Source organism: Stenotrophomonas sp. BIGb0135 (assembly GCF_024810105.1).
In the GTDB taxonomy this organism is placed as follows: Bacteria; Pseudomonadota; Gammaproteobacteria; order Xanthomonadales; family Xanthomonadaceae; genus Stenotrophomonas; species Stenotrophomonas maltophilia_AB.
On sequence record NZ_JANUDX010000001.1, the window covers coordinates 87,510 to 113,422 of the forward strand.

Annotated in this window: 25 protein-coding genes; all 25 read right to left on the reverse strand. The window is 69.2% G+C overall.

Translation table 11 applies throughout. The features are described 5' to 3' along the window. Window positions 1-1,836, reverse strand: a complete 1,836-nt coding sequence (locus M2421_RS00345; RefSeq protein ID WP_259202521.1) for a chemotaxis protein CheA — start codon at window positions 1,834-1,836, stop codon at window positions 1-3. 4 nt (window positions 1,837-1,840) lie between these two features. After that, on the reverse strand, window positions 1,841-2,455 hold the full coding sequence (locus M2421_RS00350; RefSeq protein ID WP_259202522.1) for a protein phosphatase CheZ: 615 nt from the start codon (window positions 2,453-2,455) through the stop codon (window positions 1,841-1,843). Further along, window positions 2,455-2,847, reverse strand: coding sequence for a chemotaxis response regulator CheY (gene cheY / locus M2421_RS00355; protein WP_256776952.1), 393 nt, complete (start codon window positions 2,845-2,847; stop codon window positions 2,455-2,457). The genes M2421_RS00350 and cheY overlap by 1 nt, the downstream gene beginning before the upstream one ends. Before the next feature lie 16 nt (window positions 2,848-2,863). Next, complete coding sequence (locus tag M2421_RS00360; protein WP_259202525.1) at window positions 2,864-3,610, reverse strand: RNA polymerase sigma factor FliA; 747 nt, start codon at window positions 3,608-3,610, stop codon at window positions 2,864-2,866. Beyond that, window positions 3,607-4,494: a MinD/ParA family protein gene (locus M2421_RS00365; protein ID WP_259202527.1), complete on the reverse strand. Its 888-nt coding sequence runs from the start codon at window positions 4,492-4,494 to the stop codon at window positions 3,607-3,609. The genes M2421_RS00360 and M2421_RS00365 overlap by 4 nt, the downstream gene beginning before the upstream one ends. Next, complete coding sequence (gene flhF, locus M2421_RS00370) at window positions 4,481-6,337, reverse strand: flagellar biosynthesis protein FlhF (protein ID WP_259202528.1); 1,857 nt, start codon at window positions 6,335-6,337, stop codon at window positions 4,481-4,483. The genes M2421_RS00365 and flhF overlap by 14 nt, the downstream gene beginning before the upstream one ends. Before the next feature lie 153 nt (window positions 6,338-6,490). Continuing rightward, window positions 6,491-8,572: a flagellar biosynthesis protein FlhA gene (flhA, locus tag M2421_RS00375; RefSeq protein ID WP_259203511.1), complete on the reverse strand. Its 2,082-nt coding sequence runs from the start codon at window positions 8,570-8,572 to the stop codon at window positions 6,491-6,493. A gap of 23 nt (window positions 8,573-8,595) precedes the next feature. Next, window positions 8,596-9,726: a flagellar biosynthesis protein FlhB gene (gene flhB, locus M2421_RS00380; protein WP_259202530.1), complete on the reverse strand. Its 1,131-nt coding sequence runs from the start codon at window positions 9,724-9,726 to the stop codon at window positions 8,596-8,598. A gap of 103 nt (window positions 9,727-9,829) precedes the next feature. Next, window positions 9,830-11,962 (reverse strand): EAL domain-containing protein, encoded by a 2,133-nt coding sequence (locus M2421_RS00385; protein ID WP_259202531.1) that lies wholly within the window; start codon window positions 11,960-11,962, stop codon window positions 9,830-9,832. 178 nt (window positions 11,963-12,140) lie between these two features. Then, on the reverse strand, window positions 12,141-12,932 hold the full coding sequence (gene fliR / locus M2421_RS00390; protein WP_259202532.1) for a flagellar biosynthetic protein FliR: 792 nt from the start codon (window positions 12,930-12,932) through the stop codon (window positions 12,141-12,143). A gap of 5 nt (window positions 12,933-12,937) precedes the next feature. Then, the gene (locus M2421_RS00395; RefSeq protein ID WP_259202533.1) at window positions 12,938-13,207 is read right to left on the reverse strand and encodes a flagellar biosynthetic protein FliQ; all 270 of its coding nucleotides are present in this window, start codon (window positions 13,205-13,207) and stop codon (window positions 12,938-12,940) included. Window position 13,208: 1 nt separating this feature from the next. Next, window positions 13,209-13,994: a flagellar type III secretion system pore protein FliP gene (gene fliP / locus M2421_RS00400; RefSeq protein WP_259202535.1), complete on the reverse strand. Its 786-nt coding sequence runs from the start codon at window positions 13,992-13,994 to the stop codon at window positions 13,209-13,211. A 2-nt stretch (window positions 13,995-13,996) separates the two neighbouring features. Then, on the reverse strand, window positions 13,997-14,398 hold the full coding sequence (gene fliO, locus M2421_RS00405) for a flagellar biosynthetic protein FliO (protein ID WP_259202536.1): 402 nt from the start codon (window positions 14,396-14,398) through the stop codon (window positions 13,997-13,999). Then, the gene (gene fliN / locus M2421_RS00410; RefSeq protein ID WP_259202538.1) at window positions 14,395-14,733 is read right to left on the reverse strand and encodes a flagellar motor switch protein FliN; all 339 of its coding nucleotides are present in this window, start codon (window positions 14,731-14,733) and stop codon (window positions 14,395-14,397) included. The genes fliO and fliN overlap by 4 nt, the downstream gene beginning before the upstream one ends. Beyond that, window positions 14,730-15,737 carry a flagellar motor switch protein FliM gene (fliM, locus tag M2421_RS00415; RefSeq protein WP_259202540.1) on the reverse strand — a complete coding sequence of 336 codons (1,008 nt, stop codon included), beginning with the start codon at window positions 15,735-15,737 and terminating at the stop codon, window positions 14,730-14,732. Before fliM ends, fliN begins: the two co-directional genes overlap by 4 nt. Window positions 15,738-15,746: 9 nt before the next feature. Then, on the reverse strand, window positions 15,747-16,280 hold the full coding sequence (locus M2421_RS00420; RefSeq protein WP_259202541.1) for a flagellar basal body-associated FliL family protein: 534 nt from the start codon (window positions 16,278-16,280) through the stop codon (window positions 15,747-15,749). Between the two features lie 450 nt (window positions 16,281-16,730). Beyond that, window positions 16,731-17,891: a flagellar hook-length control protein FliK gene (locus tag M2421_RS00425; protein ID WP_259203512.1), complete on the reverse strand. Its 1,161-nt coding sequence runs from the start codon at window positions 17,889-17,891 to the stop codon at window positions 16,731-16,733. Then, the gene (gene fliJ, locus M2421_RS00430) at window positions 17,891-18,349 is read right to left on the reverse strand and encodes a flagellar export protein FliJ (RefSeq protein WP_259202543.1); all 459 of its coding nucleotides are present in this window, start codon (window positions 18,347-18,349) and stop codon (window positions 17,891-17,893) included. Before fliJ ends, M2421_RS00425 begins: the two co-directional genes overlap by 1 nt. A gap of 3 nt (window positions 18,350-18,352) precedes the next feature. After that, window positions 18,353-19,741 (reverse strand): FliI/YscN family ATPase, encoded by a 1,389-nt coding sequence (locus tag M2421_RS00435; RefSeq protein WP_259202544.1) that lies wholly within the window; start codon window positions 19,739-19,741, stop codon window positions 18,353-18,355. Continuing rightward, entirely contained in the window at window positions 19,738-20,373 is a 636-nt protein-coding gene (locus tag M2421_RS00440; protein ID WP_259202546.1) for a FliH/SctL family protein, read from the reverse strand. The genes M2421_RS00435 and M2421_RS00440 overlap by 4 nt, the downstream gene beginning before the upstream one ends. Then, window positions 20,370-21,356 (reverse strand): flagellar motor switch protein FliG, encoded by a 987-nt coding sequence (fliG, locus tag M2421_RS00445; protein WP_259203514.1) that lies wholly within the window; start codon window positions 21,354-21,356, stop codon window positions 20,370-20,372. Before fliG ends, M2421_RS00440 begins: the two co-directional genes overlap by 4 nt. Before the next feature lie 19 nt (window positions 21,357-21,375). Continuing rightward, window positions 21,376-23,019, reverse strand: coding sequence for a flagellar basal-body MS-ring/collar protein FliF (fliF, locus tag M2421_RS00450; protein ID WP_259202547.1), 1,644 nt, complete (start codon window positions 23,017-23,019; stop codon window positions 21,376-21,378). A 12-nt stretch (window positions 23,020-23,031) separates the two neighbouring features. After that, window positions 23,032-23,394 carry a flagellar hook-basal body complex protein FliE gene (fliE, locus tag M2421_RS00455; protein ID WP_259202549.1) on the reverse strand — a complete coding sequence of 121 codons (363 nt, stop codon included), beginning with the start codon at window positions 23,392-23,394 and terminating at the stop codon, window positions 23,032-23,034. A gap of 639 nt (window positions 23,395-24,033) precedes the next feature. Next, on the reverse strand, window positions 24,034-25,530 hold the full coding sequence (locus tag M2421_RS00460) for a sigma-54 dependent transcriptional regulator (protein WP_259202550.1): 1,497 nt from the start codon (window positions 25,528-25,530) through the stop codon (window positions 24,034-24,036). After that, window positions 25,523-25,903, reverse strand: a complete 381-nt coding sequence (locus M2421_RS00465) for a response regulator transcription factor (protein ID WP_259202551.1) — start codon at window positions 25,901-25,903, stop codon at window positions 25,523-25,525. Before M2421_RS00465 ends, M2421_RS00460 begins: the two co-directional genes overlap by 8 nt. Window positions 25,904-25,913: the final 10 nt, after the last annotated feature.

Sequence of the window (25,913 nt, forward strand, 5' to 3'; positions counted from 1 at the left end):
TCAATCGTGCGGGGTGCGCAGCCCGTCCACGTCCAGGATCAGCGACATCCGTCCGTCGCCGATCAGGGTCGCGCCGGCATAGCCGCGCAGCCCGCGCAGGGCTTTGGGCAGTGGCTTGATCACCACTTCCTCGCGGCCGCGGACCTGGTCCACCACCAGCCCGAAGCGCGCTTCGCCGGCCTGCAGCACCACGATGGTGAGCAGCGGCGAGGCGGCCGGCTCCACCGCCAGCCAATGGCGCAGGTCCACCAGCGGCAGGGTGTGCGACTTGCGATCCAGCACGGCGCGGCCGTCGAACCAGCCCAGCGAGGTATTGGGCGCGTGCAGCACTTCCATCACGCGCGCCAGTGGCAGGGCGTAGACGTCCTCGCCGGCCTGCACCAGCAGGGTGGGCAGGATGGCCAGGGTGAGCGGGACGCGGATCATGAAGCGGCTGCCGCGGCCCAGTTCGGACTGGATCTGGATCTGGCCGCTGAGTTCGCGGATGCGCGACTGCACCACGTCCATGCCGACGCCACGGCCGGAAATATCGGTCACTTCCTGCTTGGTCGAGAAGCCGGGCAGGAACACCAGGTGCAGGCATTCCTCGCTGCTCAGGCGGGCAGCGGCTTCGGGATCGATCAGGCCCTTCTCGCGCGCCTTCTGGCGCAGCCGTTCCGGATCGATGCCGGCGCCGTCATCCTGCACTTCGATGCTGACGTAGTCGCCTTCCTGCTGCGCCGACAGGCGCACGTGGCCGCTGCGCAGCTTGCCCTGGGCTTCGCGCAGCTCCGGGGTCTCGATGCCATGGTCGATGGCGTTGCGGACCAGGTGCACCAGCGGGTCGGCGAGCGCTTCGACCAGGTTGCGGTCCAGTTCGGTTTCCGCGCCGACCAGCTCCAGCTCGACTTCCTTCTTCAGGTTGCGGGCGACGTCGCGGGCGACCTTGGGGAAGCGCGAGAACACCTTGCCCACCGGTTGCATGCGGGTGCGCATCACCGCCGACTGCAGTCGCGCGGTGGCGATGTCCAGGGTGGACACGGCGCGGTCGAGTTCTTCGTCGTGCAGGCGCGCGCGCAGGGTCTTGAGGCGGTTGCGCGAGAGCACCAGTTCGCCGATCAGGTTGACGATGGCGTCCAGGCGCTTGGTGTCCACGCGCACGGTGTGCTCGGCTTCGGCCACCGGCTTGTTGGCCGCCGGCTTGGCCGGCAGGGCCGGGGCGGCGGCGGGCGCGCGCGGCGCCGGTGCGGCGGCCACGGCCTTGGCGCCCGGGGCGGCGCCGCCGTGCAGCTGGTCCAGCAGGGCCTCGAATTCGTCTTCGCCGATCAGGCCGTCATTGGCCTTGTTCGCCGGCACCACGGCGGTGGGCGCCGCGCCGCCGTGCAACGTGTCGAGCAGGGCCTCGAACTCGTCGTCGGTGATCAACTCGCCGCTGGTCGGTGCCGCCGCAGCGGCGGCCACCGGCGCCGGCGTGGCCGGCCCGTTGACGTCGAACTGCGCGATCAGCTCCGGCGGCGCATAGCCGGGCTCGGTGCCGGCCGAGACCGAATCGAGCATCGACTGCAGGTAGTCCAGCGATTGCTGGGCCGCATCGAAGTGATGGGCCTGCAGCACCGCCTTGCCCGACCGCGCCATGCCCAGGGTTTCCTCGGCGGCGTGGCACAGTTCGACCATGGCCTGGATGCCGAGGAACCCGGCACCGCCCTTGAGGGTGTGGAAGCCGCGGAACACCGCGTTGAGCTGGTCGCTGTCCTGGGGCGACTGCTCCAGCGACACCAGCTGTTCGCCGAGGCGATCCAGGATTTCCTGGGCCTCGAGGATGAAATCGGCGGCAATATCGTCTGGAACAGCGCTCATGGTGTTACAGCCCCAAATCGGAAAGCAGGTCGTCAGCGTCGACCTGTGACACCTGGTGGCGATCCAGGCCGTTCACGGCCGGGCCGGCCAGGCCGTTGTCGCGCTTGTGCGCGCTGTCGTCCTGCGGCGGCAGGCCGAGCGCGCCGAAGCCCTCGTGCACGCGGCGCACGATGCCCACCACGCGGCGGATGATCTGCCCGGTCAGGTCCTGGTAGCTCTGGGTGAGCGCGATCTCGGTGAGGTTGTGGCGGATCCGGTCCAGCTGCTGGTCCTGGTCGGCCGTCAAGCCATTGGCGCGCAGCTGCTCGGTGAGCGTGCGGCATTCCTCGGCCAGGTCCAGGGTGCGGTGGGTGGCCTGCTCGGTCATCGCCACCACGTGGTCCAGGCGTGCGCAGGCATCGTCCAGTTCGCCGGCCTCGCTGGGCAGGCTGGGCAGTTCGCCCAACGCCTGGCCCAACTCGCGGGCGAGCCGGTTCAGCCCGGCCATCATCGGCTGGGTACGCAACGCGGCCAGCGCGTCGATTTCCCGCCGCCAGCCGGCTTCGTCGCCGCTTTCCAGCGCGGCCAGGGCATCCTGCAGGCGCTGCACCAGCGCCGATTTGTCGCGGAGGGTTTCCATCAGGCGCTCGCCGCCAGGCGTTCGAAGATCTTGCCGAGCTTTTCTTCCAGGGTCTGGGCGGTGAACGGCTTGATGATGTAGCCGTTGACGCCGGACTGGGCCGCTTCGATGATCTGCTCGCGCTTGGCTTCGGCGGTCACCATCAGCACCGGCAACGTCTTCAGCTTGGCGTCGGCGCGGATCGCCTTGAGCAGGTCGATCCCGGTCATCACCGGCATGTTCCAGTCGGTGACCACGAAATCGAACGACTGGCTCTGCAACAGAGACAGCGCGGCATGCCCGTCCTCGGCTTCGGCCGTATTGGTGAAGCCCAGATCGCCCAGCAGGTTCTTGACGATACGACGCATGGTCGAGAAATCGTCGACGATCAGGATACGCATGTTCTTGTTCAAAGCACTTTCCTCGGTATCAATGGTTCTCGAGGCCGGCGTCGGCCGCCTCGAAGATCTTCAGTCGGCCACGCAGGCGCAGGACCGCCTGGCCGTGGATCTGGCAGACGCGCGACTCGCTGACACCGAGTACCGCGCCGATCTCCTTCAGATTCAGTTCCTGCTCGTAGTACAGCGACAGCACCAGCTGCTCGCGCTCGGGCAGCAGCCCGATCGCATTGCCCAGCTCGCGGCCGAATTCGCCGCGCTCAAGCACCTGCTGCGGGGTCGGGCCACCCTGGGCGACGGTATCCAGCTCGCCCTGGTCTTCGATCCGCGACTCCAGGCTCAGCACCTGGCCGCGCGCGGCGTCTTCCATCAGCCGCAGGTAGTCCGGCAGGGGCATGTCCATCGCCGCGGCCACTTCGGTGGCGCTGGCGGCACGGCCGGTGCTCTGCTCCAGGCGGCGGATGGTGGAGGCGGCGTCGCGGGCGCGGCGGTGCACCGAACGCGGTACCCAGTCGCCGCGGCGGATCTCGTCGATCATCGAGCCGCGGATGCGGATCGAGGCATAGGTTTCGAACGAGGCGCCCTGGTCGGCGTCGTAGCTGCGCGAGGCCTCGATCAGGCCCATCATGCCGGCCTGGATCAGGTCATCCACTTCCACGCTCGCCGGCAACCGGGCGGCCAGGTGGTGGGCGATCCGCCGGACCAGGTCGGAGTGCTGTGCGATGCACTCGTTGGCGGCCGTGCGTTGCACCTCTTTGTATTGTGCGGCGCCTTTCATGCGGTCACCCCGCGTTGTTTGAGGATGCGTTCCAGGAAGAATTCGACCCCGCCTCGCGGCTCGGTCGGTGCCTGCCAGCGGGCGGTGCGGCGGGCGATCTCGGTGATCGCCTGCGCGGCCGGGCTGGAGGGGTAGGCCTTGACCACCGGCTGCTGGCGCTGCACCGACAGGCGCAGCCAGTCGTCCTGCGGCACGCAGCCCAGGTAGTTGAGCGAGACATCAGCGAGAAATTTCTCGCAGACCCGGGTCAGCTTTTCGTAGAGCACGCGGCCTTCGTTGGGGTCGCGGACCATGTTGGCCACCACCTGGATACGGTCCACGCCGCGCTCGCGCGAGAGCACCTTGATCAGCGCGTAGGCGTCGGTGATCGAGGCCGGCTCGTCGCAGACCACCACCACGGTGTCCTGCGCGGCCTGGCAGAAGGTCAGCACGCCGTCGGTGATGCCGGCGGCGGTGTCCACCACCATGAAGTCCAGCTCACGCTCCAGTTCGGAGAACACGTTGACCAGGCCCACGTGCTCGGCCGGCTGCAGCTCGGCCATGTGGCGGCGGCCGGACGCGGCCGGCACCACCAGCACGCCGCCCGGGCCTTCCAGGATCACTTCTTCCAGGGTGCAGCGCCCGGCGACCAGGTCGGCCAGGGTCACCTTGGGCTGCAGGCCCAGGATCACGTCGATGTTGGCCAGCCCGAGATCGGCGTCCAGCAGCAGCGTGCGCTTGCCCATGTCGGCGAGCGCCACGGCCAGGTTGGCCGACACGTTGGTCTTGCCCACGCCGCCCTTGCCGCCGGTGACGGCGATGGTGCGCACAGGGCCCAGCGGCTGGCTGCGGGTGGCCGACAGCGGGAAGGTCTTGGTCAGCTTGGCATACTCACGCGACGGCATGGTTCAACTCCGGGTTGCAGGGCATATCGGCCGCGCGGCGCAAATCTTCAAGGCGAAGTACAAGATTGGCCGCACTGGCCCGGTGCAGGTCTTCGGGAACGTCCTGGCCATCGGTGACCCAGGTGATCGGCAGGCGGTGGTCCACGGCCACCGACAGGGCGGTGCCGAAGCGGCCGGTTTCGTCCAGCTTGCTCAGCACCACGCCCTGCGGGTTGGCGGCGCTGAAGCGGCGGACCACTTCGTCCATGTCGCCAAAGCTGGTGTTGGCCGGCAGCACCAGCAGGGTGCGGATCTGCTGGGCGGCGCGCAGCCAGTGCAGCTGGGCAGCCAGGGCGCGGTCGCGCGGGCCCAGCCCGGCGGTGTCGATCAGCACCAGCTTGTAGTCCTGCAGGCGCTCCAGCAGCTGGTTGAGGTCGCTGCCGCTGTTGGCCTCGTGCACCGCGATGCCGAGCTGGCGGCCAAAGCCGTAGAGCTGCTCGCGGGCGCCGATGCGGCCGGTGTCGGTGGTGACCAGGGCCACGTCGCGGGCGGCGTGCTTCTCGGCGAAGCGCGAGGCCAGCTTGGCGATGGTGGTGGTCTTGCCGGCGCCGGTCGGGCCGACCAGGGCGATGACGCCGCCCGATTCCAGCGGGTCGACCGGGGCGATCGGCAGCTTCTTGGACAGCAGGCCGAGCATCAGCCCGCGGCCGCGGTGGGCTTCGGTGTCCAGCGGGATCTGCATGGCCACGTCGCGGCTGATGCCGGCGTCGAAGCCGTATTCGTCCATCAGGTCCAGGGCGGCGGCACGCACCGGCGAGCCGCGCAGGCGTTCGTCGGTGAAGCGGTGCATCTCGCGTTCGATCACCTGACGCATGCCGGCCACTTCATGGCGCAGCTGGCGCAGTTCTTCGTCATCGCGCGGCACCACCACCAGCTCGGCGGCGGGCAGCGGCTGGGCCTGGACCTGGGCCGGTTCGGCGGGGGCCGGCACGGCCACCGGCGCGGTTGCGACCGGCGCGCTGCCAACCTGTTCCTGGACCATGGCCGGCGCGTCCAGGCGCGGCTCGAATGCATTCGGGGCCGGCACCGCGGCCTGCACCGGTGCCGGTGCGGCGACCATGGCCGGGGCCGCGACCGGGGCCGGGATCGCGACCGGGGCCGGGATCGCGACCGGGGCCGGGATCGCCGGCACGGTGACGCTCACCGGCAGCGGCGGCATCGCCACCTGTGCGGCAGGCACGTGCATCTGGAAGTGCGGTTCGTCGTCCAGCGGCGGGTCGATGATGAAGCGCGCGCGGTTGATCTGTGCCGGTGCCGGTGCGGCGACCGGTGCAGCCTCGACGATCGCGGCCAGCGTCTCCACCGGCGCCGGGGAGGCGGCCGCGGCCTGTTCGACGTTGAACGGGGCGAAGATCTGCTCCGGCAGAGCGGCGGCGCGCAGCGACGGGGCGACGGCCTGCGCCAGGGTGGCGGCAAAGCCGGTGCTGCCGCGCGGCGGCACGATTTCGTTGGCCGAATCCAGGGTGCGACCGGTCGCGCCGACCGCGGCGCGGGCCAGCGCGGCCACGGCGGAAGTGGTGGCGGCCACCGGCTCGGCGGCGGCGACCGGCTTGCGGCGGGTCACCGCGGCGATCACCGCATCGGCGGCATTGCGTGGTCGCGGGGCCGGCGCCGGCGCCACATCCTTGCGGGCCGCTTCCAGGGCACGCTGCACGGCGCCTTCGTCATAGTTCGCCGCGGCCACGATCTCCACGCCTTCCTCGATCCGCCGGTTGGACAGGATCACCGCATCAGGACCGTGTTCCTTGCGTACCAGGTTCATGGCCGAGCGCATATCGGAGGCGACGAAGCGTTTGATTTTCATGCTGTGGTACCGGGACTGGGGCGGCGGGGTGGTGGAAGGGAAGCGCTGGTTGTCGGTGGTCTGCACGGTCCGGGTTTCCCTTTATGTCCTGCTGCGTTGATATCGAATGGGGGTGTGTCTGTTTTCTGGCGCATCACCGTCGGGGTTCCGGCGTCAGCTGATCGTGCCGACCAGCTTCAACCGTTTGTCCTCGGGTACCTCGCTGTAGGCCAGCACCGACAGCGAGGGGACGCTGTGGCGCACCAGCCGTGCCAGCGCGGCACGCACCGGGCCTGGTACCAGCACGACCGCCGGCTCGTTCTTCGCTTCCTGCTTGCCGACGCATTCGGCCAGGCTTTGATGCAGTCGCTCGGCGAGTCCGGGTTCCAGCGCGGCGCCGTTGCCCTGCGTGGACTCCTGCAAGACGCGTTCCAGTTGTGGGTTGAGAGTGAACACCGGCAGCTCCGCCGACATCCCGGCGATCTCCTGCACGATGAAACGGCCCAGCGCGTTGCGCACCGCCGCGGTCAGCACCGAAGGGTCCTGGCTGTTGGGCGCGTTCTCGACCAGCGACTCGACGATCTTGCGCAGCTGGCGGATCGGAATGCGCTCGATCAGCAGGTTCTGCAGCACCCGCACCACCGCCGACAGCGGCAGCGACTTGGGCGTGAGGTCTTCGACCAGCTTGGGCGCGCTCTTGGCCAGGTTGGCCAGCAGCTGCTGCACTTCTTCGTGGCCGAGCAGCTCGGGGGCGTGTTCGCGGATCAGGTGCGACAGGTGGGTGGCCACCACCGTGGCCGGGTCGACCACGGTATAGCCCATCGATTCGGCATGCGCGCGCTGGTGCGGCTGGATCCAGGTGGCGTCCAGGCCGAAGGCGGGGTCCTTGCCGGCGATGCCGTCCAGTGTGCCCAGGGCGCTGCCCGGGTCGAGCGCGAGTTCGCGGTCGGGGTGGATGTCGGCGGTGGCCACCGGCACGCCGTGGATCAGCAGGCGGTAGCCGCTGGCCGGCAGTTCCAGGTTGTCGCGGATGTGCACCGAGGGAATCAGGAAGCCGATGTCGTGGGTGAGCTTGCGGCGCACGCCCTTGATCCGCGCCATCAATTCGCCGCCCTGGTTCTTGTCCACCAGCGGGATCAGCCGGTAGCCCACTTCCAGGCCCAGCGGGTCGACCGGGCGCAGTTCGTCCCAGGTCAGCTCGGCGGTGGGCGAGGGCGCCGCGCCGGGCAGGCCCAGGGTTTCGCCGCGGCCGGCGGCCGGGGTCTCGGCGACGCGCTCTGCGGCGGTGCTCTTCTTCCAGGCCTTCCAGGCCACGAAGCCGAGGATGGCGGCCAGCGTCAAGAAGGCGACGTTGGGCATGCCCGGGACCAGGCCGACCACGCCCATGATCGCCGCGGCGATGGTCAGCGCACGGTACTGGCCGAACACCTGGCCCATCATGGCCTGGGCCATGTCCTGCGAGCGCGAGGCGCGGGTGACCAGCATGGCCACCGCCGAGGACACCAGCAGGGCGGGCAGCTGCGCCACCAGGCCGTCACCGATGGACAGCAGGGTGTAGGTCGCGGCGGCTTCGCCGAACGGCATGCCGTGCTGGAGCACGCCCACGGCCAGGCCGCCGAGCAGGTTGATGAACAGGATCAGGATGCCGGCGATGGCGTCGCCGCGGATGAACTTGCTGGCACCGTCCATCGCACCGTAGAAGTCCGCTTCCTCGCGCACTTCCTCGCGCCGGGCCTTGGCCTCCTCACGCGTCAGCAAACCGGCGTTGAGGTCGGCATCGATGGCCATCTGCTTGCCGGGCATGGCATCGAGGATGAAGCGGGCGGTCACTTCCGACACGCGCCCGGCACCCTTGGTGATGACCACGAAGTTGATGATGGTCAGGATCGCGAACACCACGATACCGACGGCGTAGTTGCCGCCGATCACGAACTCGCCGAACGCGGCGATCACCTTGCCGGCCGCCTCGTGGCCGTTCTGGCCGTTGAGCAGGATCACGCGGGTGGAGGCCACGTTCAGCGCCAGCCGCAGCATGGTGGTGATCAGCAGCACGATCGGGAAGATGGTGAAGTCCAGCGGGCGCTTCACGTACACCACCGCCAGCAGCACCATCAGCGAGATGGCGATGTTGAAGGTGAACAGCGCATCCAGCACCGGGGCGGCCAGCGGCACCACCACCATGGCCAGCAGCGCCAGCACGATCAGCGGGGCGCCCAGGCCGTTGCGGATCATGTCCAGGGCCTTGCGTGCGTTCATGCCGGCACCGGCGGGCTGGGCGCTCACGGGCGGCCTCCCGTGCCGAACTCATCCACATCGATGCTGGGCGCAGCCGGCATCGGCCCGCCGCGCCAGGTGCGCAGCTGGTACACGTAGGACAGAACCTGGGCCACGGCCGAATACAGTCTCACGGGAATTTCCTTTCCAAGTTGACCTTCCCGATACAAGGCGCGTGCCAAAGGCGGGGCGGAGACGATGGCGACCTTGTTGCCGTCGGCCACTTCACGGATGCGCAGGGCGGTTTCGTCCACGCCCAGGGCCACCACGGTGGGCGCGCCCATCTTGCCGCCCTCGTACTTGAGGGCCACCGCGTAGTGGGTGGGGTTGACCACCACCACGTCGGCGGTGGGCACCGCTTCCATCATTCGGCGGTTGGACAGCTGCTGCTGCAGCTGGCGGATGCGGCCCTTCACCTCGGGGCTGCCCTCGCTTTCCTTCATTTCCCGGCGCAGCTCTTCACGGGTCATCTTCAGCTTGCGCATCCAGTTCCAGCGCTGGTACGGCGCATCGATGGCGGCCAGCAGCATCATTGCCCCGCCGGTGGCCAGCATCAGCTTCAGGGTGAAGCCCAGGCCATGCACCATGGCCGCTTCCAGCGGCTGGTTGAGCAGGTCGCGCAGCGGCCGGATGCCGTGCCAGACCACCAGCCCGGCGGCGGTGCCGACGAAGGCGATGCGCAGCAGCGACTTGGTGAATTCGGCGATCGCCTCCGGGCCGTACAGGCGCTTCATGCCGGCCATGGGGCTGAGCCGGGTGAAATCGGGCACCAGCGACTTGTTGGACCAGCGCAACCCGCCCATCACCACCGGCGCCAGGAAACTGGCCAGCAGGCAGATGAGCACCAGCGGCCACATCGCCAGCAGCAGCTGCAGCAGTAGTTGGCCGAAGTGCCCGAACAGCGCCTGCGGATGCATGCGCAGGCCCGGTTCGGGGCTGAGCGCCAGCGTCATCCAGGCCTTGGCGCCGCTGCTGATGCTGCCCGAGTAGGCCATCAACGCCAGCACGCCGGCGCCGAACACCGCCGCCGTGGCCAACTCCCGCGAGCGCGGGATGTTGCCCTGCTCGCGGGCATCGCGCAGGCGTTTTTCGGTGGGTTGTTCGGTTTTTTCGCCGGCTTGTTCGTTCTCGGACATGGGCTGCACGACACGGGGGGGGTACCCGGGGCGGTGCAAGAACCGTTCCGTGACGGGGGCGCCGGACGTTCGCCGGCGGTCGCCAGTCGGCCGGGGCGCGACCCTACCGGCGGCTGGCGCTGCCGGTATAGCCGGCCGCCACCTCCACCCGCGGCCGCGGGTGGTCGTGCAGTTGCATGAAGCGCTGTGCGTCCACCGGGCGGCCCAGCAGGTAGCCCTGCAGGTAGTCGCAGCCCAGCCGCTCCAGGTAGGCGCGCTGCCCGGCGGTTTCCACGCCTTCGGCCACGATGTCCATGTCCAGCGCGTGGCCCAGGGCGACGATCGCCGAGACGATCACCACGTCTTCGGAGCTGTTTTCCAGGTCGCGCACGAACGCGTGGTCGATCTTGATCTCGGTGGCGGGCAGGCGCTTGAGGTACAGCAGGCTGGAATAGCCGGTGCCGAAATCATCGATGGAGATGCCCACGCCCAGGCTGGCCATCGCCTGCAACAGCCTGAGGCTGGCATCGGTGTCGCGCATCACCGTGCTTTCGGTGATCTCCAGCACCAGCCGCCGTGGCTCCAGGCGATGGGTCTGCAGGACCTGGCGCACCTCCTGCAGCAGGTGGGGGGAGCTGAACTGGATCGGCGAGAGGTTCACCGACACCGTCCAGCTGTCATGCCCGGCGTCCTGCCACTGGCGCAGCTGGCGGCAGGCCTCGTCCAGCGCCCAGCGGCCGATCTCGTTGATCACGCCGCTGCGTTCGGCCAGGCGGATGAAGCGGTCCGGCGGAATCAGGCCCTGCTGCGGATGGTGCCAGCGGATCAGCGCTTCGGCACCGCTGACGCCCTGTCCGGCGACGCGGATCTTTGGCTGGTAATGCAGGAACAACTGCTCGGTGCCGATGGCGCGGCGCAGGTCGGCCAGGAGCTGGAACTGCTGCTCGGCGCTGTCGTTCATCCAGTCGGCGAACACCGCGTAGGCGTTGCGGCCGGCCTCCTTGGCCTGGTACATCGCCGCGTCGGCGAAGGCCATCAACTGGCGCTCGCTGGCGGCGTGGTCGGGGCAGATCGCGATGCCGACGCTGGCGGTGACCTGCAGGTCGTGGTCGGGCAGCAACGGGCCGCCGCCGATCGCCTGCAGGATGCGGCTGGCCAGGGTGGCGATGTCCTCGTCGTTGTCGATGCGCACCACCAGCACGAACTCGTCGCCACCCAACCGGGCCAGCACGTCGGACGGGCGCAGCAGGTGCCGGGTGCGCTCGGCGACCGCCACCAGCAGCGCATCGCCGGTCTGGTGGCCGTAGGCGTCGTTGACCTGCTTGAAGCCGTCCAGGTCCATGAACATCACCGCGAACCGGCTGCCGCGCTGCTCCGCTTCGGCCAGCGCGTTCTCGATGCGCTGTTGCAGCAGCAGGCGGTTGGGCAGGCGGGTCAGCGGGTCGTGCAGGGCAGCCTGGGTCAGTTCCTGCTGCGCATCGTCCAGCGAACTGCGCAGGATGTCGTTGCGGATGCGCAGCAGCTGCGCCTGCATGCGCTGGTCCAGCCAGGACACGATCAACACCACGGCCAGGATCGCGGTGGTCAACACCAGCACGATCGCCGCCAGCCACTGGGTCTGCAGCCCGTCACCCGCCGCCGCCCCGCAGATGCTGCCGGCCTGGAAGCGGGCGGCGGCCATGCCGGTGTAGTGCATGCCCACGATGGCCGAGCCCAGCAGCACCGCCGGCAGCAGCCGGTGGCGCAGGCGGCGTTGGCTGAGGCGCAGGCGGAAGGCCACGAACAGCGCGCTCCAGGATGCGGCGAACGCGATCAGCAGCGAAACCGCCAGCCACGCCGGGTCGTACTCGATACCCGGCTGCATGCGCATCGCCGCCATGCCCAGGTAGTGCATCGAGGCGATGCCGCTGCCCATCAGCAGCGCGCCCAGCGCCAGGCGGGTGTGCGGCAGGGTGGGGCGCGACACCAGCCACAACGCGAAGATGGAGGAGGCCAGGGCGGCCAGCAGCGAGATCGCGGTCCAGGCCAGGTCGTAGCCCAGGGGGATCGGCAGGCGGAAGGCGAGCATGCCGATGAAGTGCATCGACCAGATGCCCAGCCCCATCGCGCAGCCACCGCCGAGCAGCCACACCAGGCTCAGCCGCGTGCTGGGCGCGGTGGTGATGCGATTGGCCATGTCCAGCGCCGTGAACGAGGCGAGCATGGCGACCAGCAGCGAAACCACGACCAACCACGGTGTGTAGCTGCCGTCGAGCATCGATGACTCTCCTTGGTCAGCACATCTGCAATGGCGTTATGGCATGCAGGCCGCGCGTGCCTTTCCCCGGCGTGCGCGGCTCCCGGCCCGGCAACCGCGGGCGGTAGCGACAGCCTACCGCCAACGATGGGGGGGATCGCAAGTGTCGCGACGCATTATTTCGTGAGGGCTGCGTGAATCAATGGGTCACGCCGTCGGCGGCCTGGAAGGCGGCATCGAACAGGCGCTGCACCGGCGGTCCCATTTCCCCGGCCAGCACGGTGAGCAGGAACAGGCCCAGCAGCAGCGCCACCGGCAGGCCGAGCTGGATCGGGTTCAACGCCGGCGCCGCGCGTGCCAGCACGCCGAAGGCCAGGTTGATCGCCAGCATCGCCACGGTGAGCGGCAGCGCCAGCCCCAGCGCGCCACGGAATACCTGCAGGGCAAACGTCGGCGCGGCGCTCAGGAACGCGTTGATGTCGGGCAGGGAGGTGCCGATCGGCACGGCCTTGTAACTGTCCATCAGCAGCGAAATCAACGCGAGGTGGCCATTGCTGGTGAAGAACAGCAGGCCGAACAGCAGGTAGAACCACTGTCCGATCACGCCGGAACTGCCGCCGCGCAGCGGGTCGCTCATCTGTGCGAAGGCCAGGCCGGTGCCCTGGGCGACCAGCTCGCCGGCCATCGCGCCGGCCTCGAATACCAGCCGCAGCAGGAAGCCGATCGACACGCCGATGGCCAGTTCGCGGGCAATGCTCAACACGGTGGCCGCATCGAAGCCGGACCAGGCCGGCACCGGCGGCAGCATCGGCGACAGCGCCACGGCCAGCGCGCCGGCCAGGACCACGCGTACCCGCGAGGGCACCGCGCGGGTCCCGATCAATGGCATGGCCATGATCATCGCGCCGATGCGCAGCATGGTCCACAGGATGGTGCCGATCATGCCGAAGGCCTGCAGGCCGTCGGTCGCCATCTGGGTGGCCGAATCCATCGTGGCTACCCGATCAGGTGGGGAATGCGCTGGAACAGCAGCGTGGTGTACTCCACCAGATGGCCGATCAGCAGGCTGCCGAGCGCGAACAACACTGCGGTCAAGGCCGCGGCCTTGGCGACGAAGGCGATGGTGGGCTCGTTGAGCTGGGTGGCGGCCTGCACCACGCCGACCACCACGCCCACGATGAGCACGGTGAGCAGCAACGGGCCGGCCACCCACAGCACCACGATCAGCCCACCGCGCAGTTCGGTGAGGGCGAGTTCGGGGGTCATGTCACTGCACCGCGTTGAAGCTGGCGGCCAGCGTGCCCACCACCAGCACCCAGCCGTCGACGAGCACGAACAGCAGGATCTTGAACGGTGCCGAGACCAGCATCGGCGACAGCATCATCATGCCCATCGACATCAGCACGCTGGCCACGACCAGGTCGATGATCACGAACGGGATGAAGATCAGGAAGCCGATTTCAAAGGCGGTCTTCAGCTCGCTGGTGACGAACGAGGCCACGAGCACCGGGAACGGGATCGCGTCCGGCCCGGAGTAGGTGCCGTGCCCGGCCATGCCGGCGAAGGTCATCAGGTCGGTCTCGCGGATCTGGGCCAGCATGAAGGCACGCAGCGGCGCGGTGGTGAGCGTCCAGGCGGTCTGGAAGTCGATCTCGCCATTGAGGTAGGGCGCCATGCCGGTACCCCAGGCCTTCTGCCACACCGGCAGCATCACCATCGCGGTGAGGAACAGGGCCAGGCCGAGCAGTACCTGGTTGGACGGGGTCTGGCCGGTGCCAAGCGCCTGGCGCAGCAGGCCCAGCACGATGATGATGCGGGTGAAGGCGGTCAGCACCAGCAGCATCGACGGGATCAGGGTGATCGCGGTCATCAGCAGCAGGGTCTGCAGCGGCAGGCTGACCGCCTGGCCGCCGATCTTGCCGACATTCACGTCCGGCAGCGACGGCGTGCCGGGCAGGCCGGGGGCGGCCATCGCCAGCGCGGGCAGGGCGCACAGCAGCAGGAGCAGCAGCAACGGCAGGTAACGGGTCCAGGAGGCGTTCGGGCCACGCATGATCAGGGTTCCTTGCGCAGCCGCTGTTGCAGCAGCTGGGCGAAATTCGGGAGATGTTTGAAGTCGGGCAGGCGCGCCGGGGCCGGCGTCGGCAGCGGTTCGGGCAGGTGGTGCAGGGTGTTGATGCCGCCGGCGGTCACGCCCAGCAGCAGCTGCTCACCGTTGACTTCCACCACCACCACGCGCTCCTTGGCGCCCACGTTGAGGCTGGCCACCACGCGCATGCCCTCGGCCGGGCGGAAGCCGCTGCCGGGCATGCGCTTGAGCAGCCAGCCCAGGCCGACGATCAGGGCCAGCACCGCCAGCAGCGCCAGCACCGCACCGAACATGCTCGGTGCGGCGGCCGCGTGCTGGCCGACCTTGGTCGCCGGGGTGCCGGCGGCGATGAGCAGCGATGCGATCAACGCAGTCTCCGGATCCGTTCGCTGGGGCTGACCACGTCGGTCAGGCGCACGCCGAAGCGATCGTTGATGACCACTACTTCGCCATGTGCGATCAGGGTGCCGTTGACGAACACGTCCAGCGACTCGCCGGCGCCGCGTTCCAGTTCCACCACCGAGCCCTGGTTGAGCTGCAGCAGGTTGCGGATCGGCAGGCGGGCGCGGCCCACTTCCAGCGACAGGGTCACCGGCACATCCAGGATCACATCCAGGTTGAGCTCGTCGCCGACGGTGGTGTCGTCGGACTGCAGCTGGGTGAACTGCGCCGGGGCCGGTTCGTTGGTGTCGATATCGTTCATTGCGGGTCTTCCTGCAGTACGGGAACGCGCGGGCGGGTGCCCGGGGGATGGGTGGCGGTGATCTTCACCGCGTTGAAGCCGTTGGCGACGCCGAACTCACCGGTGAACACCGGCACGTTCTCCACGCACACCGGCACCTGCTTGGGCAGTTCGATGGGCAGCACGTCGCCGATCTTCAGCCGGGTCAGGTCGCGCAGGCTCATGCGCTTGGTGGCCAGCACGCTGGACAGGGTGACTTCGGCCACGTTGAGCTGTTCGCGCAGCATCACGCCCCAGCTGGCATCGCGGTCGTTGCGGTCGCTCTGGATGCCGGCATCGAGCAGCTCGCGGATCGGTTCGAGCATCGAATAGGGCAGGGTGACGTGGATATCGCCGCCACCGCCGTCCAGTTCGACATGCAGGCGGCAGACCACCACGTACTCGCGCGGCGTCACGATGTTGGCGAAGTGCGGGTTGATTTCCGAATTGATGTATTCCAGCTCGACATCCATCACCGGCGCCCAGGCTTCGCGCAGGTCGGCGAAGGTCTGCTTGAGCAGCAGCTGGATGACCCGCATTTCCGTGGCGGTGAACTCGCGGCCTTCGATGCGGGTCGGGTAGCGCCCGTCGCCGCCGAAGAAGTTGTCCACGATCGCGAACACCAGGGTCGGCTCGAACACGATCAGCCCGGTGCCGCGAAGCGGCTTGAAGCGGATCAGGTTGAGGTTGGTGGGCACGTACAGCGAGTGCATGTAGTCGTTGAACTTGATCAGCTCGATGCCACGCACCGACAGCTCGGCCGAGCGCCGGATCAGGTTGAACAGGCCGATCCGCCACAACCGGGCGAAGCGCTCGTTGACCATTTCCAGGGTCGGCATGCGCCCACGGATGATCCGGTCCTGGCTGGCGAAGTCATAGCTGCGCGCCTCGCCGGGCGTGGCGGCATCCACCTCGGTTTCGACCGCACCCGAATCCACGCCGTGCAACAGCGCATCGATTTCGTCCTGGGAAAGCAGGTCATTCATGGCAGGCCCTTACTGGGTGACGAAGCTGGTGAACAGCAGTTCGTCGGCGCCCGGCTTGCCGGTCTCGGCCTTGAGCAGCTTCTGCACCTCGGCGAGCGAGTCGGCCTGCAGGCGTTCCTTGCCGGCGCGGTCGGCGATCTGGTTCGGCTCGACCTGCGAGAACAGCATCAGCAGCTTGGCGCGGATGGCCGGGGCGTGCAGCTTGATCGCCTCCATCGCAACCGGGTCGCGGGTCATCAGCTGCACTTCGACCTGCAGGTAGCGCGGGCCGTCGAGGCTGCTGTTGAGGTTGACCACGAACGGCGGCTCCAGCCCGAAGTACTGCGCCGGGGCCGGCACCGCCTTGCTGGCGGTCGGCTTGGCGTCCTTGCTGTCGTGCTGGGAAGACGAGGCGAAATACCACGCGCCGCCACCGGCGGCACCGGCGGCCAGGACCGCCACCAGGGCAGTGATCAACAACGGACTACGCGGCTTGGCGGCCTTGTCCTTGTCGGCGGATTTCTTGGTTTTGTCGGCGGCTGCGGCCACGAGGGGAAGCTCCATTGGATTGCTTCCTGGCTACATGCAAAGCCCGTGCCTGAATGCCGGGGCCGCAGCGCGTCGGGTTTCTGGCGGCGCGGCGACAGCGTGTCGCCAGGCCACGCGTGGCCAAGGCCGCACAGACCCACCCAACGCGTAGAGCCACGCCATGCGTGGCTGAGGCCGTACCGACCACCCAACCGTAGCGCCACGCCATGCGTGGCTGGGCCGCACCGACCACCCAACCGTAGAGCCACGCCATGCGTGGCTGAGGCCGTACCGACCACCCAACCGTAGAGCCACGCCATGCGTGGCTGGCCCGCACCGACCACCCAACCGTAGAGCCACGCCATGCGTGGCTGAGCCCGTACCGACCATCCAACCGTAGCGCCACGCCATGCGTGGCTGAGGCCCATACCGACCCCATCCAGCACCGCAAGGCCCCGGCCAACGCCCGGCACCCCGCGGTGGCGCTTACGCGTACGCGTCCACCAACCCACGCTGGCGCATCAACTGCGCCGGCGACACGGTGATGTCGGCCAACGCCGGTTCCCCGTCGCCGCCGCCCGCGCCCGATTGACCGCCGCCCGCCGTGCCATCCTGCGCGGTGTGCTGGTGGCCGACATCGGCGTTGCCGAGCTGGAACCCCTGCTCGCCAAGCATTTCACGCAGGCGCGGCAGGCTGGTTTCCAGCGCGTGCCGGACCTCGGCATGCGCACTGCTGAAACTGGCGTGGACCTTGTCGCCGTCGATCTGCAGGCGCACTTCCACCTGGCCCAGGTCGTGCGGGGTGACCCGGATCACCGCGTGCCCGATCTTCTGGTCGGCCAGCCAGCCGATCCTCGCGCTCATGGCATCGCCGAAATCATCCGCACCCACGTCCGGGGTGGCGGTCGGGCTGCCGCTGAAAACCGGGCTGGCCGTACTGCCCTTGAGCTCGGCGGCTGCATGCAGGGCGTGCAGCAGCGGCGCCTGCGGCGCGTCGCCGCCGTCGCTGCTGGCGATGGCATCGGTGACCGCCTTGAGCAGCTGGCTGTCGTCGGCACCCTCGGCATCGGCCGGCAGCACGATCGCGGCGGGCGCTGCGGCCGAGGCGGTCGCGCCCGTTGCCCCCGCAACGGGAAGCGCGGGTGCGGCCGCCGTCGGCGTGGCTGCGGCGGCGGCCAGCAGCGGGTCGGTGGCCGCGCCGGTGGCGCCGGGAGCCGGCGCGGGCGCTGCGGCGGCCGGCGGTGCCGCCGGCGCCAGCCCGATCAGGGCGAGGCCGGCCAGGCCGAGCGGTGGCCATGGCGCGGCCTCGGCGTCCTCGGCCGGCGCCTCGCCGGGCTTGGCCGGGGTCGCTGGCGTGGCGGCAGTCGCCTCGCTGCCGGCGTCGATGGTGTCATCGCTGGCCGGGCGCTTGCCCGGCTCACCGGGATTGGCGGCGTCTGCGTCGGGCGCCGGTGCGCCCTTCGAGTCCGGCGTGCCCGACCTGCCGGCGCGTTGTCCCGCGGGCTTTGCCACGCTGTTGGCGTCGCCCTTGAGCATCGCGTCAAAGTCCCGGCGGTCGCCAGTGGCGGCGCTGTCGGGACGCGGGCTGGCGCCGGTGGCCGTGGCGGTACCGGTGGCGGCGGCGCTGCCGAGCAGTGCGGGGGGCATCACGCGATACCTCCGGTGTCGCTGTCGTCGCGTTGCGCCTGGCGGCTACGGCGCGCGCCCAGGTCATCCATCTCGCGCTGGTCGCGGCGGTCGGTGACCACCTTCTCTTGGGCACGGTAACTGGCGGCCAGCTGTTCCAGCACGGCCTTGTCGCGGCTGGCCAGGATCAGGCGCGCGCGTTCGGCCTCGACCTTTTCACGGTTGCTGTTCACGGTCTGGCTCTGCTGGGCCACCGCGCTGTCCAGGCGGTCCAGGAACGCGCGCCGGTTGAGCAGCTGCGCCGGGCTGGTCGCGGCCATCTGCGCGTTTGCATACTCTTCGGCGTAGCGGCGCAGTTCGTCCAGCCGCGACAGGTGGGTGTCGAGCGTGCGCTGGCGTTCGGCCAGGTCGCGCGCCACCTCGTCTTCGTGGTCCTGGGCCCGCTTGAGCAGGGGATCGAAACGCTTGGACTGGATCATGGCTTAGCTCTCTGGTTCCACCAGGCGCTTGAGTGCGGCCTGGCTGTGCGGCAGGTCGGCTGCCTTGCCGACGTCCTGTCCGAGGAATTCGGCGATGTCCGACCAGCGCTCCAGCGCTTCGTCGGTGGCCGGATCGTTGCCACGCTGGTACGCGCCGATGGCGATCAGGTCGCGGTTGGACGAGTACGCCGAGACCAGCCGCTTGAGCTTGCGGATGCGCAGGCGCCACGGCTCGTCGGCGATCTCGGTGACCACGCGGCTGACCGAGGACTCCACGTCGATCGCCGGGTACAGGCCGCTGTCGGCCACCCGTCGCGACAACAGGATGTGGCCATCCAGGATGGCGCGCGCCGCGTCGGCGATCGGGTCCTGCGGATCGTCGCCTTCGGTCAGCACGGTGTAGAAGGCGGTGATCGAGCCGCGGCCCTTGGCACCGTTGCCGGCGCGTTCGACCAGGGCCGGCAGCTTGGCGAACACCGACGGCGGGTAGCCGCGGGTGGTCGGCGGCTCGCCCACCGACAGGCCGATCTCACGCTGGGCCTGGGCGAAGCGGGTCAGCGAATCCATCAGCAGCAGCACGTTCAGGCCCTGGTCGCGGAACCACTCGGCGATCGCCGTGGCGCGGTAGGCGCCGTGCAGGCGCGCCAACGGGGGGCGGTCGGCCGGACTGGCCACCACCACTGCGCGGCGCAGGCCTTCCTCGCCCAGCGTGCTTTCGACGAAATCGCGGACTTCGCGGCCACGTTCGCCGATCAGCCCGACCACGATGACATCGGCGGCGGTGTAGCGGGTCATCATGCCCAGCAGCGTGGACTTGCCCACGCCCGAGCCGGCGAACAGGCCGACGCGCTGCCCGCGACCGATCGGCAGCAGCGCGTTGATCGCGCGCACGCCCACGTCCAGCGGTTGGGTGATGGGTTCGCGGGCGAGCGGGTTGATCGACACGCCCGCCATGCTGACCGTGCCCTCGGCGCGGATCGGGCCCTTGCCATCCAGTGGCACGCCGTCGCTGTCGATGACCCGGCCAAGCAGGCCTTCACCGACTTCCACGCCCCCGCGGCCGAGCACCGGCACCACGCGCGCGTTGGGCAGCAGGCCATGCAGCTCGGCGCTGGGCATCAGGTAGGTGCGTTCGCCGGCGAAGCCGACCACTTCGGCGTCCACCCAGCCACCGTCGGCCACTTCGACCTTGCAGCTGGCGCCCAGCGGCGACTCGCAGCCCACCGCTTCCAGGGTGAGGCCCACGGCGCGGCGCAGCACGCCTTCGCGGATCAGCCCGCGGCCATGGGTGCCATCGGGCTGGATGCCGTCCAGGCGGGCGGCCAGGCGCAGATTGCGCGCGGCGGCCCAGTCGGCGGCGGGGGCCGGCGTCGGCAGGGGGTCGGTCATCATGCGCTGGCTCCGGAACGGCGCAGCACCGCATCGAGCGCGCCGCGCAGGCGCGCCTCCAGGGTGCCGTCGATGCGCACGGCCTCGGCATGCACGCGCAGGTCGCCGCGGCTCAGGCTGAGGTCGGCGGTGAGGCGTTGGGTGGGCGACAGCTGCAGCAGCGGGGTGAGTGCGGCGATGTCGTCCGGGTGCAGGCGCACCTCGACCTCGCGGTTGGCGCCGCCCACGGCGTCCACGGCTTCGCCGACCAGCTGTGCGAGCAGGGCCGGGTCGGCCTCGTAGGCGCGGCCGACCAGGGTGCCGGCGATGCGCACGGCCAGTTCGCCGAGCGCGGCCACCACTTCGTTCTCCAGCCGCACCAGCGGCCGGCTGAAGTTGTCCAGGATGCCCTCGATCTGTGCGATCAGGCGGCGCACTTCGGCCTGGCCCTGGGCCAGGCCATCGGCGTGCCCCTGCTCGAAGCCGTCTTTCTCCGCGCTGTCCTGGATCGCCTGGATCTCTTCCAGCGTGGGCAGCTGCAGCAAGGGCTCCGGCTCGTGTTCGGGATCCGGCTCGGTGAGTTCGAACTGCTCCTCCTGCGGCGGCTCGGGCACCGCCAGCAGGTCCGGGGCAAGCCAGCGCACGGCGTTGTTCACAGCATCGCCTCCGCATTGCCGCCGATGGTGACGGTGCCCTCATCGGCCATGCGCTTGACGATGGCCAGGATCTCGCGCTGCGCCACTTCCACATCCGACAGGCGCACCGGGCCACGGGCTTCCATGTCTTCCAGCAGGATTTCGGCGGCACGCTGGGACATGTTGCGGGTGATCTTGTCGCGCACCTTGATGTCGGCGCCGCGCAGGGCCAGGCCGAGGCGCTCGCCGCTGACTTCGCGCAGCACCAGCTGCAGTTCGCGGTCGTCCAGGTCGACCAGGTCGTCGAACACGAACATCAGGTCCTGGATGCGGCCGCTCAGCGGCGCGTCGATGCGTGCGATTTCACCCAGGATCGCCTGGTCCTGGCCGCTGTCCATGAAGTTGAGGATGTTGGCCGCGCACTGCACGCCGCCGATGTTGGACGACTTCAGGTTCTGGTTGCCGGCGAACTGGCGCTCCATGATTTCGTTCAGTTCGTTCAGTGCGTTCGGCGGAATGCCGTCCAGCGTGGCGATGCGCAGCAGCACGTCCACGCGGGTGCGTTCGGGCAGCAGCTTGAGCGCGTCGGCGGCCTGGTCGGTTTCCAGGTGGGCCATCACGATGGCGATGATCTGCGGGTGTTCGTTGCGGACCAGGTCGGCCACCGCACGCGGGTCCATCCACTTCAGCGCGTCCAGGCCGGTGGTGTTGCGGCCGAGCAGGATGCGGTCGATCAGGTTGCCGGCCTTCTCGCTGCCCAGCGCCTGCACCAGCATGTTGCGGATGTAGTCGTCCGAGCCGACGCCGAGCGAGGTCTTGGAGCCCAGTTCGTTGCTGAACTGGTCCATGACCCCTTCGACCTGGGCGCGGGTGATGTCGGTCATGGTGGCCATGGCGATGCCGATCTTCTGCACCTCTTTGGGTTCCATGTGGCGCAGCACTTCGGCCGCGTCCAGTTCGCCCAGCGAGAGCAGCAGCACGGCCGCGCGCTGCACGCCGGTCAACGGTGCGTTGGGGGCGGCGTCAGTCATTGGCCACCCAGCCCTTGACCACCTGGGCCACGCGCTTGGAATCGGTCTTTACAGCTTCACGCGCCATGCGCAGTCGTTCCTCGTAGGAGTCCACCGGCAGGGCCAGGGTTTCATGTCCGGCCGCGCCCAGCCGTTCGCTACCGAGCGCGGGCAGGCCCTCGCCGTCGTCGACCAGCTGCACGTCGGCACTGTGCGGTTCCAGGGGTTCATCGCCAGGCTTCCGGGCCTGGCCGGTGATCGAGCGCAGCGCCGGGCGCAGCACGCCGAACACCAGCGCCAGCACCACGATCGCGCCGAGCAGCAGTCGCAGGCCATCCTGCACCTGCGGCAGCTCCCACCACTTCGGGCCTTCGACCGGGGTCACTTCGCGCACGAACGGGGCGTTCATCACCGACACGGTGTCGCCGCGCTCGGCGTCGAAGCCGACCGCCTGCTTGACCAGGGCTTCGACCCGGGTGAGCTCGGCGGCGGACAGCGCCTGGTCCACCATCTTGCCGTTGGCACCGGCGCGCGGCACGTTGTCCACCAGCACGGCCACCGAGACACGCTTGATGCGGCCAGCCGGCTGGCGGGTGTGCTGCAGGGTGCGGTCGAGTTCGTAGTTGCGGGTGGCGTTCTTGGAGGTTTCGGTGGGCGTGGCCGCGGTGGTCGGCGCGGCGGCCGGGCCGGGCGGGGTATTGCTGGCCGCACCCGGCACGCCCTGCGGGCCCGGGGTGCTGCTGCTGTTCTCGCTCATCTGCTCGCTGCGCAGCTTCTGCGGCTCGCCGTTGTACAGCTCGCGGGCTTCCTCGATCACCGAGAAGTCCATGTCCACGCTGACTTCGGGGTTGACCCGGCCGGGGCCGGTCATGGGCTCGAGCAGTTCGCGGATGCGCTGGTTGAAGGAGGTCTCCTGCCGGCGCACCTGCTCGAACTGCGCCGCGTTCAACGCCGCCTCGCTGTTCGGATCGGACACGCTGAGCATGCGCCCGCTCTGGTCGACCACGGTCACGCGTTCGGGGGTGAGATCGGGGATGCTGGCGGCCACCATGTGCACGATCGCATCGATCTGGCCGCGCTCGAGCTGCTGCCCGCCGCGCAGTTCCAGCACCACCGAGGCGCTGGCCACGTCACGCTGGCGGGTGAAGGCGCTCGGCTTGGGGATGGCCAGGTGCACGCGCGAATCGCGCACCGGGCGCAGGGTGTTGATGGTGCGCGAGAGCTCGGTTTCCAGCGAATGCTGGTAGCGCGCGTTCTCCATGAACTGGCTGACGCCGAAGCCCGGGTCACGCTCCATCAGTTCGAAACCGAGCCGGCCGCTGTCGGTCAGGCCCGAGCCGGCCAGTTTGAGGCGCGCGTCGTGCAGGTTTTTCTCCGGCACGGTGATGCCCCCGGTGGCCGGGTCCAGTTCGAACGGGATCTGCGCGGTGCGCAGCAGGTCGGTGGCTTCGGCGGTGGCCTTCTGGTCCAGGCCGGTGTACAGCGGCACCATGCCCGGTTTCTGCGACCAGAAGAACACGAACAGGCCTGCCGCCACGGCCACGGCGATCATCGCCATCAGTCCGAGCCGACGGGTGATCTGCAGGCTTTGCAGCCGGTCGAACCACTGGCCCGCCTTTTCGGCGTTCAGGGATTCCTTGGAGAGCGACAGGGCCATGCGTTTCTATCCTTACAGCGGCATGTTCATCACGTCCTGGTAAGCCTGGACGAGACGGTTGCGGACTTCCACGGTGGCGCGGAAGGCGATCTGGGACTGCTGCGAGGCGACCATGACCTTGGCCAGGTCGGCACCGGGTTCACCCAGTTCGAAGGCCTTGGCGAGGGCGCCGGATTTCTGTTGCGCTTCGTTGACGCCGGCAATGGCGCCGCGCAGGGTTTCGGTGAAGCTCGGGCCCTGTACTTCCTGCGGCGACACCAGGCCCTGGATGGCATTGCTCTTCGGCGCCTCCGTCAGCGGGCTGACGGCGGACTGCCCCATCTGGGTCTGGAGGGTGCGGATCTGGGAAAGGACGGAGGTGACGGAGTGCGACATCTGGAACGTTCCGAAGCTGGGATGGGGTTTCGAGTGAATACGTTGCAAGTGGCGTGCCGAAATCGCTGCACGGTTCAGTTTTGTTGGTGTAGCTGGCGATGCGGTGGGTCGGGCGGGCCCCGGTGCTGCGGGCGGGGGCTGCGGCAACCTGGCGCGGCGCCGGGTCGGCTTGCTGGCGTCGGAAAACCGGCGGCGCCGAATGGCTGGCGGGGTGGTGGGGGGCGTTTACTTCTCCGTTCGGGGCGGGCCGCGAGCGTTGGGGCCCGGCAGCGGCCGGTAGGCCCCTGGTGCAAATGTCCCCCGGCCGCAAGCGGCCTCCTCCTTTATTTTGCCCAGGGGCCTACCGGCCGCTACCCGGCTCGGCTTGCGGTAAAGCAGGTAGGATCCAGGCTGTTTTGCCGGTGGTCGGTGGGTCGGGCGCTGGGGCCCCATGCCCTTGGAGGCGAAATAAAGGAGGAGGGGGCGGCCGCAGGCCGACGCCGGGGGACATTCGCCGGAAAGGGCATGGGGCCCCAGCGCCCGACCCACCGGCAGCCGCGCCTGGAAATGCTCAGCGCACGCTTAGTGTGTCGCGCGCGGATGGGAGAAGAGCAAAAAAAAGCCCGGGCAGGCCCGGGCTTTTTTGGTGCTGCGCGGCGATCAACCGGCCAGTTCGGCCTGGTCGCGTTCGATACCGTACTTGCGCAGCTTTTCCACCAGGGTGGTGCGGCGCAGGCCGAGCAACTGCGCGGCGTGGGCAACCACGCCCTGGGTGCGCTCCAGCGCCTCGTTGATCAGCGTCAGCTCGATGTTGGCCATGTGGTTGCGCAGGTCCAGGCCGGCATCGGGCAGGCCGGCGGCGCGGGTGACCGGGCCGATGCCGTTCTCCAGCGGGGCAGCCGTGCCCGGGGCCGGGGTGTGGAAAGAGAAGCTGCGCAGGTCCAGGCGCTCGTCGACCGGCGCCGGCGGCGCGGCCACGGGGGCCGGTGCCGCCACGCTGAAATCGCCGCGGTACCGTGCCGGCAGGTCCTGCACGCGCACGTTGCCGCCGGGGTGCAGCACCGCCAGGCGCTCGACCAGGTTGGTCAGCTCGCGCACGTTGCCCGGCCACTCGTAGCTGGCCAGCGCCTGCAGTGCCTCGGCGCTGAAACGTACTTCACCACGGCCGGTACGGGCCAGCTGCGCGGCGATGGTGGTCACCAGCGCCGGCAGGTCTTCGCTGCGCTCGCGCAGGGCCGGCACGTCGATCGGGAACACGTTGAGACGGTAGAACAGATCCTCGCGGAACTTGCCGTCGGCGATACGCGACTCCAGGTCGCGGTGGGTCGCGGCGATCACCCGCACGTTGCAGCGGATGGTCTGGTTGCCGCCGACCCGCTCGAAGCTGCGTTCCTGCAGCACGCGCAGCAGCTTGACCTGCATCGGCAGGCTCATGTCGCCGATCTCGTCCAGCAGCAGCGTGCCGCCTTCGGCCATTTCGAAACGGCCCTTGCGCGCGCTCAGTGCACCGGTGAACGCGCCTTTTTCGTGACCGAACAGTTCGCTTTCCAGCAGGTCGGCGGGAATCGCGCCGCAGTTGATCGCCACGAACGGGCCATCGCGACGCGGCGAGCGCTGGTGGATCGACCGCGACACCACTTCCTTGCCGGTGCCCGATTCGCCCAGCACCAGCACCGTGGTATCGAACGCGGCAACCTGCTCGATCATCAGGCGCAACGCGCTCACCGCCGCGCCGTCACCGGTCGGGCCCTGTTCCTGCACGGCACCGGCCTGGTGCTCGGCGTCCAGTCGCTTCAGGCTCGCGCGGCGCAGCAGCGCTTCCATCTGCGCATGGCGCAGCGGGGCTTCCAGCGGCCACACGTTGGCCTCGTGCAGGCCGTGCTGCTGGGCGAAGCTGGCGGCATCGCCATCGACCAGCATCACCGGCGGCGGCAGGGCGCCCTTGCCGACCCAGGCAAACAGCGCATCGCTGCGCGCGCCGGGGTCCAGGCTGCCGATGATCACCGCCACCCAGTCGTTGGGGCGCTGGCGGGTGGTGTCGATATCGGCCGCGTCGGCCACCCAGCGCGGGTTGAAATCCATGAACTCGAGCAGGGCGACGGTGCGTTCGGCGCGGACGGCATCGTTGTCCAGTACCAGGATGCGCGACTCACTCATGATCCTTCCCCTTCAGGCCTTCCAGGATCGGCATGACCTCCTGGATGTAGGACAGCTTGCTGACGAAGTTGTCGGCGCCGGCACGCAGCGCGTGTTCGCGGTGCTCGACATCGTCGAAATGGCTGGCGATGACGATGTAGGGCGCATCGTCCTGCGACTTGATCAGGCGGGTGGCCTGCAGACCGCCCATCTCGGGCATGGCCAGGTCCATCAACACCACCTGCGGGCGCAGCGACTCGGAGCGTTCGATGGCTTCCAGGCCGTTGGCGGCGCTGCCGATCACGTCCAGCCAGTCGACCTTGCGGAAGTGGCGCATGGCGGCATTGATGAAACCCTCGTGGTCGTCGACCAGCAGGACGGTGAGCTTGTTCATGTCTTCCATT